Below are 13,048 nucleotides of genomic sequence, written 5' to 3'. Positions count from 1 at the left end.
GGAGTATTCGATGAGTGAGTTGTCCCATGTGGACGGCGAAGGCCGGGCCCGCATGGTCGATGTGAGTGCCAAGTCCGACACCACCCGGATCGCGGTGGCCGCCGGGGAGCTGCTGACCACCGCCGAGGTGGTCGCGCTGGTGCGCGCCGACGACATGCCCAAGGCCGATGTGCTGTCCACCGCACGGATCGCGGGCATCGCCGGTGCGAAGAAGACCTCGGAACTGATCCCGCTGTGTCATCAGCTGGCGCTGTCCTCGGTGAAGGTCGAGTTCGGTTTCACCGACACCTCGATCACCATCGAGGCGACCGCGAAGACCAAGGGGCCCACCGGCGTCGAGATGGAGGCGTTGACCGCCGTTGCGGTGGCCGGGCTGACGCTGCACGACATGGTGAAGGCGGTCGATCCGGCGGCGACGCTGAACGGGGTGCGGCTGCTCACCAAAGAGGGTGGCAAGCACGGGCATTGGGTGCGGCCGGGGTCTGATGCCGATCATGCCGACTCCACCGGACATTCCGGCAAGGCCCACGAGTCGAGTTCCGCAGCAAGCGATGCGAAACACCAACCCTCGCAAAGCTTTACCGAAGCCAACGCGCCCTCCGCCGTCGTCCTCGTCGCCTCGACCGGTGCCGCAGCGGGCACCCGCATCGACACCACCGGCCCCGTACTCGCGGAATGGCTTGCCGGACTGGGCTTCTCGGTGCGCGGACCACTGGTCTACGCGGACGCCGACATTGCCGTCGGCTTGGCCGACGCACTGCGCCTCGAACCGGCGCTGGTGATCAGCACCGGCGGCACCGGCGCCTCCCCCACCGATGCCACCCCCGAGGCCACCCTCGCCGTGCTGACCCGCGAACTGCCCGGCGTGGCCGAGGCGATCCGCCAGCGCGGCACCGCGAAGTTCCCGCTGGCCGCGCTCAGCCGCGGCGTGGCCGGACTGGCCGGTCGATCTGTGGTCGTCAATCTGCCGGGCTCCCCCGGCGGCGTCAAAGACGGTATCGCGGTGCTCGAACCGCTGCTCGATCATCTGCTCGCGCAAGTCGCCGGAGGCGGAAACCATGACAACAACTGAGCACACCGTCCGGCTGGCCCGGATCAGCGACCAGCCGCTGGACCCGGCCGCGGTCGAGGCGGCGGTGACCGGTCCGCACTACGGCGCTGTCGTGGTGTTCACCGGCAAGGTCCGGGATCACGATGGCGGACAAGCCGTCTCCGCCTTGGAGTACTCCGCGCATCCCGACGCCGAGCGCTTCCTGCACAAGATCTGCGCCGAGCTGGCCGAGTCCTCGGGCGTCCCGGTGGCCGCCGTGCACCGGGTCGGCGCGTTGACCATCGGTGACGCGGCGATCGTCGTCGCGGTCGCCGCCGCACACCGCGCCGAGGCCTTCACCGCCTGCGCCGAGCTGGTGGACCGGATCAAGCACGATGTGCCGATCTGGAAAAGGCAGTTGTTCGCCGACGGGCTATCCGAATGGGTCAACGCGTGCGGTTAACCAAGCCGTGACATGAACCCCATGACGATTCAACACGTCGGCGATAGCGTTGCCGCACACACAGTTCGGCGGCGGCGCGGGAGGACGCGATGGGCACCGATCAGGTTTTGCTGCACCGGTTCGTCATCTCTCAGCTCAGCGCGGCCGGTCTCGATCGAGATCGGCTGATCCGCGAGACCGGGCTGCCCGAGTGGACGATGGCCGGGGCCGACGTGCATCTGCCGAGCCACACCTTTTCCCGGCTGTGGGAACTCGGCGAGCACGGCCTCGGCGATCCGGACGTCGCGCTGAACGTGGCCCGGCGCTATCAACTGCCGACCCTGGGCCTGTACGACTACCTGTTCTCCACCGCCCCAACCCTCGGCGCGGGCCTGGCGACCTGCGGGCCGTACGTCACCGCGGTCACCACCAACCACCGCTTCGACCTGATCGCCGAGAACGACGGCGAAGTGACCCTTTATCTCGACATGATCCGAGGTGAGGGCCGCGGCCGCGACCTCACCCAGCTGTGGGGCTTGGCCGCCGTGCTCAGCCGGGCCCGGCGGGTGGTCCGCGAGCCGGTTGTCCCGCTGCGGGTTTCGCTGCGCCAGTCGGCACCCGCCCGGGTGGACACGTTCGTGGAGGTGTTCGGCACCACCGCTATCGATTTCGACGCACCGGTGGACGCGATCGTCTTCCGCGCAGCGGACATGGAGCTGCCGCTGACCACCAGCGATCCGGTGCTCGCCGCGATTCTGCAGCCGCTGGCCGAGGCCCTGCCGCCCCCGCCACCGCTGGCCACCGCCTGGCCGGAGCGGGTCGCGGCGGCGCTGGCCGACGCGCTGGAAACCGGTGACGTCTCGCTCGATCAGGTGGCGCGCAGGCTGGCCACCAGTCCGCGCACGCTGCAACGCAGACTGATGGAGGCGGGCACGACGTGGCGGCGGGAACTGGATCGGGCGCGGACGGCCCGGCTCAGCGAAGCTACGTCCGGCGGACCGCTCAGCCGATCACGCCAAGCCGAGTTGCTCGGCTACTCCGACGCGGGCTCGATGCGGCGCGCGGCGCGACGATGGTCCCTGACGCCGCGCGTGCGGCAGTCCGCCACCTTCGACTAGGTGGCCCGATCCAGCCCCGGATTCGACACAGGGCTCTGCCCTCTCACGACTTCAGGAAGCGCGCCACGATCCCCCAGAACGTGGCGTTCTCGATCGCGCGGAAATTCCAGCTGTTGGCGATGGCATGTGACTCGGCCACGATCCCGGGAACGTCGAAGTCGTCGCGCGTGGCAGTGCCTTTGGCCTCCAGCACTTCGATCACGTACGCGGTGGCGCTCTCCAACGAATCGGACACGGAAAACTCCCATCGGTCGCAGAACGAAACGTCTCGATCATGATTCGGCGCGCCGACCCGGCACCACGCGCGGCAAGTTCGCACCATTGCGCACGTGCCGACGCGGCGGGCACCAGGACAGTCTCGTGTCCACCCGGCGCCGCCGCCAGCACCGAACGCGCCAGTTTCGGGCCGAACGCGCCAACCTGGTCGGTCAGTGCGGCGTATAGCGCCACACACCGAGCAGGGTCTGTGGATCGAGCGGGTCATCGTCGAGGTGCACGGTGTCCTGCAACCGCTTCAGCGCCAGGTCGGTGTCCAGGCCGGCCCCGATCAGCACCAGCTGGGTCGTGCGGGATTCGCCGCGCGCCCAGTTCTCCGGCTCGAACACCAGGTGCCTGCCGACCAGGTGGACCACGAACTTCCGGCGCTCCTCCGCGATGGGGAAGGCGACGAAGCCCTTGGCGCGGAACAGGCCGGGCGGCGGGTCCTCCAGGAAACCGATCAGGCCGCGCGGGTCCAGCGGGCGCTCGCTGGTGAAGGAGACGGTGACGTAGTCGTCGTGCAGATGGTGATGCTCGGTGTGGTCGTGATCGTGGTCGTCGAGCAGTTCGTCGAAGCTCAATTGCTCGGCGACTCGTGCGGTTTCGCGCATCGGCTCGTCGAACAGCAGGCCGGGCTCGAGGCGGCCGTGCGTGGTCGCATACACCGGGACCTGCCCGATCACCTCCTCGATGTCCTGCCGCAAGGTGTGCACCTGCGCCGCGGGGACCCGGTCGGCCTTGTTGACTACAACCAGGTCGGCCAGCCGCAGATGCGTGGTCAGCTCGGGGTGGCGCGCACTGCTCGCCGGGAACTGCTCGGCATCGACCACCTCGACCAGCCCGCCGTACCGGATGCGCGGATTCTCGCTGCCCACCACCATCCGGATGAGATTGCGTGGCTCGGCCAGGCCGCTGGCCTCCACCACGATCACGTCGATCTTGGCGCGCGGCTGCGCGAGCCTGGTGAACAGGTCGTCCAACTCGCCGACATCGACCGCGCAGCAGACACAGCCATTGCCCAGCGAGACCATGGCGTCGACCTGGCCGGCGACCAGCATCGAGTCGATATTGATCGCGCCGAAGTCGTTCACGACCACGCCGATTCGGGTACCGCGGCTGTTGCGCAGCAGGTGGTTGAGCAGCGTTGTTTTCCCGGAACCGAGAAACCCCGCGACGATGACAACAGGAATCCGGTCAGCCACGCCGACCACCATACTGCGCGGCGCGATACCTCCGGGAAAGCCGAACGTCACCCTCTCGGTGAGGGTGACGTCCGGTCGTTGCTCCGTATTACTTGGCGGGAGCGATGAACTTCGCCGCCAAGGCGTAGGCGAGGTTGATCAGCTCGGCGGTGACCATGTTGTTGTCCACGCCGAGCGCCTTCGCCAGCGGCATCAGCATGGTCAGCACCATGTCCATGATCGCGCGGACGGCGGACATGTCGGTCGACTCGTCCACCGGTGGTTTGGTCGGGTTCTGTTGGGTGCCCGGTGCGGTTGGGGACTGCTGGATGCCCGGTGCGGTCGGTGACTGCTGGGTGCCCGGGCCCGGGGTGAACGGCGAGGACTGGCCTTGCGGTGCGGACTGCGCCTGCGGTGCCGGTGCGGACTGCGCGGGCGGGTCGATCGACGCCGGATGCGGCTGGAGCTGCGGCGAGTTCGGTTGCGGAGCGGTCTGCGCCTGCAGTGCGGGTGCCGATTGCGCGGGCGGCTCGGTCGACGCCGGATGCGGCTGGAGCTGCGGCGGATTCGATGCCAACTGCGGTTCGATCGATGCCGGAGACGGCTCCAACGGCGAGTCCGCCGGTGGGAGCGCCAGTTCCTGAGGCGCCGTCTGCATCGGTGGTACAGCCTGGGCCTGCGGGTCCGACACGGCCTGCGGTACAGCTTGAGCCTGCGGATCCAGCACGACCTGCGGTACAGCTTGGACCTGCGGATCCGGCACGGCCTGCGGTACGGCCTGGGCCTGCGGATCCAGCGCGACCTGCGGTACGGCCTGGGCCTGCAGGTCCGGCGCAGTCTGCGGTACAGCTTGGACCTGCGAGTCCGGCACGGCCTGCGGTGCAGCTTGGATCTGGAGGTCCGGCGCAGTCTGCGGTTCGGCTTCAGCCGAGGCAGGCTGCGGTGCTGGTATCCCGACCGCAGGCTCGGTCGACGCCGGCTGCGGCACGGGTGCCGCGGCAGGCTGCTCGCCCACCACATTCGGCGTCACCGCTTGCGGGCCGAGCAGATAACTCACCAGCCCGGTGGTGATGGCGACAGCGTGCCTCAGCTGCCCTTCCTGGCTCTCCAGCAGCGCGGCGTCCTCGGCGTTGGCCCCGTTGCCCATCTCGATGAACACATCGGGCACCGCGGTGAGCGCCGGACCGGCGATATCCCTGCGCGACTGCAAACCATGCGGGCTCGCGTACGTCGCAGGCGCGAATCCGGCTTGCAGGTAGGCGTCGCGCATCGCGGTCGATGCGGCCAGCCCGGCACTGGACTGGATGTGGTTGATCGTCGGGTCGGGAATCGGCAGCTCGGGCACGATCAGATGGAAGCCGCGCTGGTCGGCGGGCGCGCTGTCGGCGTGAATGCTCACCGCGACGGCGGCACCGGACTCATTGGCGGCCCTGGCGCGGTCGTCGATGCAGCCGCCCCAGCCCACATCGTCCTGGCGGCTCAGCACCACCTGCGCGCCGAGCTGCTCCAGTGAGGTCTTCACCAGCTGCGCGACATTCCAGTTGATGGTGTGCTCGGGCACGCCGTGCACCGTGGTCATGCCGGTCGTCTGGCAGTCCTTCATGCCGCCGCGTCCGTCGCTGACCTGCTTGGCGACGTTCTCGCCATGCCCGGATCCCTGGTGACCTGGATCGACGAACACGGTCTTGCCCGCAAGTTTGGTCGCCGCCTCCGACTGCGCCGGAGTGGCCGCAGCGGTGCCCGGAACCACACCGGACAGCGTCACCGTGACCGCGGCCGTGACGGCGGAACCGAGTCCGGCACGGACGATGCCTGATTTCGCACAGAACGCCTGGTAGATAGACAAAGCAGCTCCCTAGTCCCGTGATGGTCCCGTGAGCCGTTCCAGCCCGTCGAGCTAAGCGGAATCGCTCTCGGTGTTACTGCTGGTGCTGTTGTTACAGGAGAGCATAGCGGCTACCGGCTTGTGAGTCCGCGACTCGTGACCTTGAAGAGATGCGCATACAGCTCGTCCCCGAACCAAATACATTCAGCCGTCGGCTTCGACTGCCTCTGGTGCCCCTCGAATTCAGGCGCCGCGCGGGAGGCTGCGTAGCGACCGCAGGGCGTAATGCACCCGCGTCTTCACCGTGCCGACTGGTACTCCGAAGTCGTCGGCGACCTCTTGGTAGGCGCGATCGCGCAGGATCACCTCGACCACGGCCTCGCGCTGCGGGGCGGGCAGCCTGGCCAGCAGGTCCGCGACCAGCAGCCCGTCGACCAGGCCATCCGTGAAATCGGGGTGGGCGTAGCGGATGTCGCTGAGCTCGCCCACTTCGTCCCAGCCGGTGTCGCCCGGCCGCGCGGCCCGCGCGCGGATCATGTCGATGAGGACGTTGCGCAGAATCGTCAGCAGCCAGGATCGGACGCTGCCCTTGGTCTCGTCGAAGAACGCGCACGAACGCCACGCCCGGAGCAGTGACTCCTGCACCGCTTGCTCGGCCAACCCGCTGTCGTTCAGCGCACGCATTGCCCGCCAGTGCAGCAGTCCCCGGTCCGTCGCCAGCAACGCCGCCAGTCCCGAGTCGGTGCACAAACCAGCACACGGCGCGCCGCAGGACCTCGGCCGTCGAATATTGCGGACGGACCCGAGCTGAGCGCATGTCATACCTCGGGTATCGCGGCGGCCCAGGTCGATGACAACATCGTGCGCGATTTGGCTATGCACCGACACAAGAAAAGTGAATACGCCCACACTCACCCGAGGTGTCTGGTAGATCTTGGCCCCGGAGATTCGGGGATCCCCAGGTCAGCCGCTGCGTGGCGGCTGCAGCATGATTCGAGGAGAACGTCGCCATGCGTGCACATGCATTCCTGATCGCCGGCGCCATGACGTCCGCGATGACCCTGCTCGGCGCCGCCACGGCGGCCGCCGAACCGGCGAACACGATGCCCGAGGACGGCCTCTATCTGGTCGGCATCGACATCTTCCCCGGCATCTGGGAGGCGCCGGGCACGCCCGACCCGGCCTACGCCTGCGATTGGCGCAGGCTCTGGAAGGTCGAGGGCGACAACACCAATATGCAGAACATCATCGGCAACAACTTCACCCGGCTCGGCCCGATCCGCGCCGAGATCAAGGCGACCGACGTGGCCTTCAAGACCGTGAATTGCGGCCCGTGGCGGCTGCTGCCCCCGCAGCCGAGCACCGGATCCGCAGGCGGCTGACCCGGCCGCCTTTCTACGCCCCGTGTCGAAGTCCGGCCGGATGCCTTCGGGGGCTGGATGTGACCTCGACACAACGCCTAGGGTCAGCCCATGACGAGGACCAAGATTCTGATCACCGGCGCCAGCGCGGGCCTCGGCGCCGCCATGGCGCGCGACTTCGCGAGCAAGGGCCGCGACCTCGCCCTGTGCGCCCGACGGCTGACCGCGCTCGAGGCGCTGCGCGACGAACTCGTCGCGGCCCATCCGGGGATCACCGTGGCGGTCCGGGCGCTCGACGTGAACGAGCACGCGGCGGTGCCGCGGGTATTCGGCGAGCTGCGCGACGAGCTCGGCGGGCTGGACCGGGTCATCGTCAATGCGGGCCTCGGCAAGGGCGCGGTCATCGGCAGCGGCCGGGCCGACGCCAATATCGCCACCGCGACAACGAATTTCGTCAGCGCGCTCGCGCAGGCAGAGGCGGCGCTGGAGATATTCCGCGCACAGAACGCCGGACACCTGGTGCTGGTGTCGTCGATGAGTGCGGTGCGCGGTCTGCCGGGCAAGAAGGCCGCCTACTCGGCGAGCAAGGCGGGCCTGGACGCGCTCGGACAGGCGCTGTCGACCGAGCTGGCCAAGTCGCCGATCGCGGTCACCACGCTGCTCCCCGGGTTCATCGCTACCGACATGGCCGCCAAAGCGGGCGATGCGCGCCTGGTCGCGCCGCTGGACAAGGGCGTCGCCGCGATGGTCGGTGCGATCGAGAAGGAACAGCGGCGGGCGTTCGTGCCCGCGTGGCCATGGCGACTGCTGGGTCTGGTGCTGCCGCTGCTGCCCGGTTCCGTCGTCGGCCGCATCAGCTGAGCCACTGCATCCCTTTGTGAATTAACGTGTCGCGCGCCACATTAACGGATGCTGAGAGTTAGCTAAATGTCTGAATTTATGTTTCTTTAACACAGATCACTTCTATTTGACGCTTCCCTAGCGCCTCCTGTTACTTGTCTGAAACAAAGGCCGACGAGCCTGTTCAAAGGTTCGTATTGATGGGCCGCGCCGGCTCGAGCCCCCTGCGGGCCGAAGGTGCTCCTGCTGAGGAAAGTGTCTGAAAAGTATGAGGGTCAAGAAGTTTGCTGCCGCGTCCACCCTGGTCATCGCGGCTATCGGGATCACGAGCGGCACCGCGTACGCGGAACCTGCCGCACCGGCCCCCGCTCCGGGGTCGACCGTGCAAACCGACATTCTGCCCGGCATCCACTACACCGCGAATGTGGTCGACAAATCGGTTGTGCTGAAGACCGACGCCGGGTCACTGACGACCCAGGGCACCCAATTCCAGGTGCTGGACAATCAGGGTCGCCTGGTTGCTGGCATGCCGCTGACGTATCTCAAAGACGGTATGGAATGGCCCATTGCGGCTCAAATCGACGGTAATACCGCTACTTTCACCCCGAGCACCGATGCGGCGGACGCGCACCCCGCGTCGATGCTGCAGCCGGTTGCCGCGAAGGATGTCGCGGGCGCCGACTTCAACACCGCGCTGAGCACCGCCGCCACCCAGTTCGGCCTGGCCACCGCCATCGGCACCCTGGTCGGCACCATCGTCGGCGGCGCGCTCGGCTGCGTCGCGGGTGCGATCATCGGCGCTCCGCTGGTCGTACCGACCTTCTTCGCCGGCCCGATCGGCCTGTGCATCGCGGGCGCGGGCGTCGGCATCGCGCTCGGTGCCGCGGCGGGCATGATCGTGCTCGGCGTTCCGGTCGGCATCGCCAGCGCGATCCAGTTCTACAACGCCGTGTACGGATAAGCAGCACTTACCGCCGAGGCCCGGCAGGCGACGTGTCCCCACGTCACCTGCCGGGCTTTGTCGTATCCGGGCAGCGCATTCGCCCGGGTCACGGGAATATCCATCCGCCGGGGGTCGTTGATCCGGTAGCAGACGATGGTGTGTGGCAGACCTGAGCCTGGTGACCGACCATTGCGCGCCGAAGATCGAACCTGTACTCTCGGCCACGTCTTCTACTTGTGGATGTAGCTAGTTCTCCCGCAAGAATTCTGAGATCCCCCTTTCCGACCCGGTCGACAGAGCCGTTCCGGAATACCCCGAGGATCTCGCTCCGCGACGTTCGTCGTCGCCTTCCCGGCCGTTTCGCCGTACTCACTCCGCTGTAAGGAAAACCCATGAACCACAACACAATCAACGACAACACCGCCGAAGGCGGAGCGGCCGAACAAGATCCGGCCCGCACCGTCACCGGCATCCTCGACCTCACCGACAACCGCGGCACCCTGCGTCTCGACGGCTACCTGCCCGGACCGAGCGACATCCCCGTGCCGCAACGACTGATCCGCGAACACCGCCTGCGCCGGGGTGACTTCCTCACCGGCACAACGCAATCCGCCGGTGCCAACGACAAACCCGCACCGCTGCGCACCGTCGGCACGGTCAACGGGCAGCACCCGGACAAGATCGCCCACCGGCCCGCCTTCAACGATCTGGTACCGATATACCCCAACCAACGCCTCCGCCTGGAAACCGAACGGCACGCCATGACCACCCGCGTCACCGACCTGGTCATGCCGATCGGCAAGGGACAGCGCGCACTGATCGTCGCGCCGCCGAAAGCAGGCAAAACCTCTGTGCTGCAAGCTATATCGCACGGCATCGCGAAGAACCACCCGGAGTGTGAGCTCATGCTCGTCCTGGTCGGCGAGCGCCCCGAGGAGGTCACCGACCTCACCAGGGCCGTCCCCGCCGACGTGGCCGCGGCCACCTTCGACCAACCCGCCCGCGAACACATCGCGGTCGCCGAACTCGCCATCGAACACGCCAAACGGCTGGTCGAGATGGGCCGCGACGTCGTGGTACTGCTCGATTCGCTGACCCGCCTCGCCCGCGCCTACAACCTGGCGAGCCCCGGCTCCGGCCGGGTGCTGTCCGGCGGCGTGGAAGCCTCCGCCCTCGCCCCGCCCAAGCGGTTCCTCGGCGCCGCGCGCAATATCGAGAACGGCGGCTCGCTCACCATCATCGCCACCGCCCTGGTGGAGACCGGCTCGCTGGCCGACACGGTGATCTTCGAGGAGTACAAGGGCACCGGCAATGCCGAGCTCAAGCTCGACCGCGCCGCCGCGAACCGCCGAGTCTTCCCCGCCGTGGACATCGGTCAGTCCAGCACCCGCAAGGACGAACTGCTGCTCGCACCCGACGAGCTCGCCGCGACCCACACCCTGCGCAAGACCCTCGCCACCCTGGACGCCCCGCAGGCCCTCGACCTGCTGCTGGAGGGACTGCGCAAGTCCGAGACGAACGCCGAATTCCTCGCCCCGATGCGTGCCGGGCGCGGCTGAGCGAGTTTTCGCCCTGGATATGGTGGTGGCGTAAACCCGCCGGATCAACGGCCGACCCGCTGATGAACTGAGCGCCGTGTCCACCGTTCTCACACCTTCCCCGCCATCCCCTCGCAGCACGCTGACCGGCTGGCTCGCCGTCGTCTCGGTAATGCTCGCGATCTTCTCGATCGTCACCGCCGAGATCCTGCCGATCGGCCTGCTCACCTCGATCGGTGCCGACTTCACCATCTCCGACGGTATGGCCGGGCTGATGATGACCATGCCCGGACTGGTCGCCGCCGTCGCCGCGCCGGTCGCCATCGTCGCCGCCGGGCGGATCGATCGGCGAATCATGTTGTGCCTGTTCATGTTTCTGCTAGTGCTGAGTAACGTGCTGGTGGCTGTCGCACCGGCGTACTGGGTCGTGCTGGTGTCCAGGGTGCTGGTCGGCATCTCCATCGGCGGGTTCTGGTCCATTGCGGCCGGGCTGGCCCACCGGCTGGTGCCCGAGGCGGCGGTGAGCCGGGCCAACGCGGTGATCTTTGCCGCAGTTCCGCTCGGATCCGTGCTCGGGGTGCCTGCCGGCACGTTGCTCGGCGAGATCGCGGGCTGGCGAACGGCATTCGTGGTGATCGGGATGCTCGCGACCGGAGTGCTGGGCATGCTGGTGATGTTCCTGCCGTCACTGCCCGCTCAGCAGGCGACCCGAGTTGCCGTATTACGTGGACTACTTCGCGGCGTAGACGTCCGATTCGCCTTGCTGACAACATTTCTCGTAGTGCTCGCGCATTTCGGCGCCTACACCTACGTCACTCCGTTTCTCGAACAGGTGACTCATCTCGGACCGGGCATGGTCACCCTGCTGCTCCTGATCTATGGTGCCGCAGGCATTCTCGGCAATTTCCTGGGCGGTGCGGCGATCAAGCAGCATCCCCATGCCACCTTCGGCGGTGCCGCCGCACTGTTAGCGGGTGCCACCCTGCTGCTGCCATTGCTCGGCCAGTGGCCGGCTGGTGCGCTGGTGCTCCTGATTGTCTGGGGTATCGGGTACGGCGCGGTGCCGGTGTCGTCGCAAACCTGGTTCGCCAAGGCGGCGCCGGACACACCAGAGGCGGCCTCAGTCCTGTTCACGGCCTCTTTCCAGGCGACAATCTCGCTCGGCGCGCTGGCCGGCGGCTTCGTCGTGGACCGCGGTTCGCCCACCAGCGTCATGCTGTACGGCGGGCTCACAGCGACCCTGGTGATCGTCGCGGTGACCACCCACGCCATGCGCCGCAGCCGATCGGACCGAGAAGCATTACCTCACGGGTAATCGACCGGACGCACCGCATCGGGGAGTATCGCGAGCATGATCGATGAGACGGGCACCGAACTGTTCCACCAGACCATGCCGTTCACCGAGCGGCTCGATATCGAGGTGCTCCAGCACGGCCCCGACCTGGTCCGCAGCCGCATCGCCTGGAACGAATCCCTGTGCACCCTGGGCGGTGTCCTGCACGGCGGCGTCCTGATGTCACTGGCGGACGCAACCGGCGCAGTGTGCGCCTACCTGAATCTGCCGGAAGGCAAGGCAGGCACCACCACCGTCGAATCGAAAACCAACTTCGTCAGAGCAGTTCGCTCTGGCTACGCCACCGCCTCGTCCACCCCCTTACACGCGGGCCGTTCATTCATCGTGGTGGAGACCGAAATTCGCGACGACGCGAACAAGCTCGTCGCAAAGGTGACCCAAACCCAAGCCGTGCTGTAACCCCGCTGCAACCATACCGGTTGCCGGACAGCATCTTTCGCGTTCAACGCACCGCACCGTCGCTGCGAAATCCCCAACGGTATCGATCATGCCGTTCAGCGCTGTCGCCACGGGTTGTCTTCGGCCAGGGCGGGACACGCCCTAGGTAGGCGAGCCTTACCCCGACGGACATAACCGGCTAGAGCCGCTGACGTCGGGCGGCTACACCAAGTAAAGCCCGCCTGCGCAACGTCTTTCGTTGCGCAGGCGGGCTTGTCTGATGCTCAGGCGAAGAGGACCACACCCAGTGCGGCGATGAAGAGAACCTGGACCAGGGCGCGCAGGGGTAGGGGCATGGTCTTGATGCCGAGGTCTGCTTTTGCCGCGCGAATGTTGGCTGGGAACAGGGAGATCAGCAGGAGGATCAGGGCTGCGGCGGCGAGTTTTGACGTGGCGGGGATGAGTAGTCCGGCCGCGCCGGCCAATTCGAAAACGCCGGTGAGGGTGACCAGGGCGGCTGGGTTGGGCAGGCTCGGCGGCACCATTGCCACCAGTGCCTCGCGGCGCGGCGAGAGGAAGTGGGCGCTGGCGGTCAGCGCGAACATGGCGGCGAGACCGAGTGCGACGGCGTGCGGCCACGAGTCGAGCCAGTCCGGTCCGGCCAGCCAGCCGATGAGGCGGGCCAATGCGGTGACGACGGCGAGTACAACCAGCGGTGCCATCAGGGTCTCCTACGTGCTAGCGATCAATCTTGACACTGGAAAGATAAGGTCCGGCCCG

Annotated in this window: 14 protein-coding genes; 9 read left to right on the top strand and 5 right to left on the bottom strand. The window is 67.4% G+C overall.

The window, feature by feature from the left end; genetic code table 11:
- Positions 1–10 precede the first annotated feature (10 nt).
- From moaCB to IBX18_RS16595, 3 genes are all read left to right on the top strand, one after another.
- Positions 11–1,072: a bifunctional molybdenum cofactor biosynthesis protein MoaC/MoaB gene (gene moaCB, locus IBX18_RS16605; RefSeq protein WP_194834547.1), complete on the top strand. Its 1,062-nt coding sequence runs from the start codon at positions 11–13 to the stop codon at positions 1,070–1,072.
- Complete coding sequence (locus IBX18_RS16600; protein WP_194834546.1) at positions 1,059–1,493, top strand: molybdenum cofactor biosynthesis protein MoaE; 435 nt, start codon at positions 1,059–1,061, stop codon at positions 1,491–1,493. Before moaCB ends, IBX18_RS16600 begins: the two co-directional genes overlap by 14 nt.
- Before the next feature lie 89 nt (positions 1,494–1,582).
- On the top strand, positions 1,583–2,590 hold the full coding sequence (locus tag IBX18_RS16595; RefSeq protein ID WP_194834545.1) for an AraC family transcriptional regulator: 1,008 nt from the start codon (positions 1,583–1,585) through the stop codon (positions 2,588–2,590).
- Positions 2,591–2,633: 43 nt separating this feature from the next.
- Here the strand turns inward: IBX18_RS16595 and IBX18_RS16590 are convergent, their stop codons facing one another.
- The 4 genes from IBX18_RS16590 to IBX18_RS16575 form a co-directional block, all read right to left on the bottom strand.
- Positions 2,634–2,825: a hypothetical protein gene (locus tag IBX18_RS16590; RefSeq protein ID WP_107658601.1), complete on the bottom strand. Its 192-nt coding sequence runs from the start codon at positions 2,823–2,825 to the stop codon at positions 2,634–2,636.
- A gap of 193 nt (positions 2,826–3,018) precedes the next feature.
- Positions 3,019–4,062 carry a GTP-binding protein gene (locus tag IBX18_RS16585; RefSeq protein ID WP_194834920.1) on the bottom strand — a complete coding sequence of 348 codons (1,044 nt, stop codon included), beginning with the start codon at positions 4,060–4,062 and terminating at the stop codon, positions 3,019–3,021.
- Positions 4,063–4,138: 76 nt separating this feature from the next.
- Positions 4,139–5,875 (bottom strand): N-acetylmuramoyl-L-alanine amidase, encoded by a 1,737-nt coding sequence (locus tag IBX18_RS43420; RefSeq protein ID WP_373889196.1) that lies wholly within the window; start codon positions 5,873–5,875, stop codon positions 4,139–4,141.
- A 222-nt stretch (positions 5,876–6,097) separates the two neighbouring features.
- Positions 6,098–6,676: a sigma-70 family RNA polymerase sigma factor gene (locus IBX18_RS16575; protein ID WP_194834544.1), complete on the bottom strand. Its 579-nt coding sequence runs from the start codon at positions 6,674–6,676 to the stop codon at positions 6,098–6,100.
- A gap of 188 nt (positions 6,677–6,864) precedes the next feature.
- On the opposite strand from IBX18_RS16575, the gene IBX18_RS16570 reads away from it, so the two are divergent.
- From IBX18_RS16570 to IBX18_RS16545, 6 genes are all read left to right on the top strand, one after another.
- A complete protein-coding gene (locus IBX18_RS16570; protein WP_228541261.1) occupies positions 6,865–7,236 on the top strand; it encodes a hypothetical protein in 372 nt (123 codons plus the stop codon).
- A gap of 90 nt (positions 7,237–7,326) precedes the next feature.
- The gene (locus tag IBX18_RS16565) at positions 7,327–8,076 is read left to right on the top strand and encodes an SDR family oxidoreductase (protein WP_194834543.1); all 750 of its coding nucleotides are present in this window, start codon (positions 7,327–7,329) and stop codon (positions 8,074–8,076) included.
- 247 nt (positions 8,077–8,323) lie between these two features.
- On the top strand, positions 8,324–9,016 hold the full coding sequence (locus IBX18_RS16560; protein ID WP_194834542.1) for a hypothetical protein: 693 nt from the start codon (positions 8,324–8,326) through the stop codon (positions 9,014–9,016).
- A 374-nt stretch (positions 9,017–9,390) separates the two neighbouring features.
- A complete protein-coding gene (locus IBX18_RS16555) occupies positions 9,391–10,557 on the top strand; it encodes a transcription termination factor Rho, short form (RefSeq protein ID WP_194834541.1) in 1,167 nt (388 codons plus the stop codon).
- A gap of 76 nt (positions 10,558–10,633) precedes the next feature.
- Positions 10,634–11,851 (top strand): MFS transporter, encoded by a 1,218-nt coding sequence (locus IBX18_RS16550; RefSeq protein WP_306796288.1) that lies wholly within the window; start codon positions 10,634–10,636, stop codon positions 11,849–11,851.
- Positions 11,852–11,887: 36 nt separating this feature from the next.
- Positions 11,888–12,289, top strand: coding sequence for a PaaI family thioesterase (locus tag IBX18_RS16545; protein ID WP_194834540.1), 402 nt, complete (start codon positions 11,888–11,890; stop codon positions 12,287–12,289).
- Between the two features lie 263 nt (positions 12,290–12,552).
- On the opposite strand, the gene IBX18_RS16540 is transcribed toward IBX18_RS16545, so the two are convergent.
- Positions 12,553–12,990: a DoxX family protein gene (locus IBX18_RS16540; protein WP_194834539.1), complete on the bottom strand. Its 438-nt coding sequence runs from the start codon at positions 12,988–12,990 to the stop codon at positions 12,553–12,555.
- Positions 12,991–13,048: the final 58 nt, after the last annotated feature.

This window comes from Nocardia sp. XZ_19_369 (assembly GCF_015355715.1).
Taxonomy (GTDB): Bacteria; Actinomycetota; Actinomycetes; order Mycobacteriales; family Mycobacteriaceae; genus Nocardia.
This window is presented reverse-complemented; position numbering and strand designations above follow the sequence as displayed.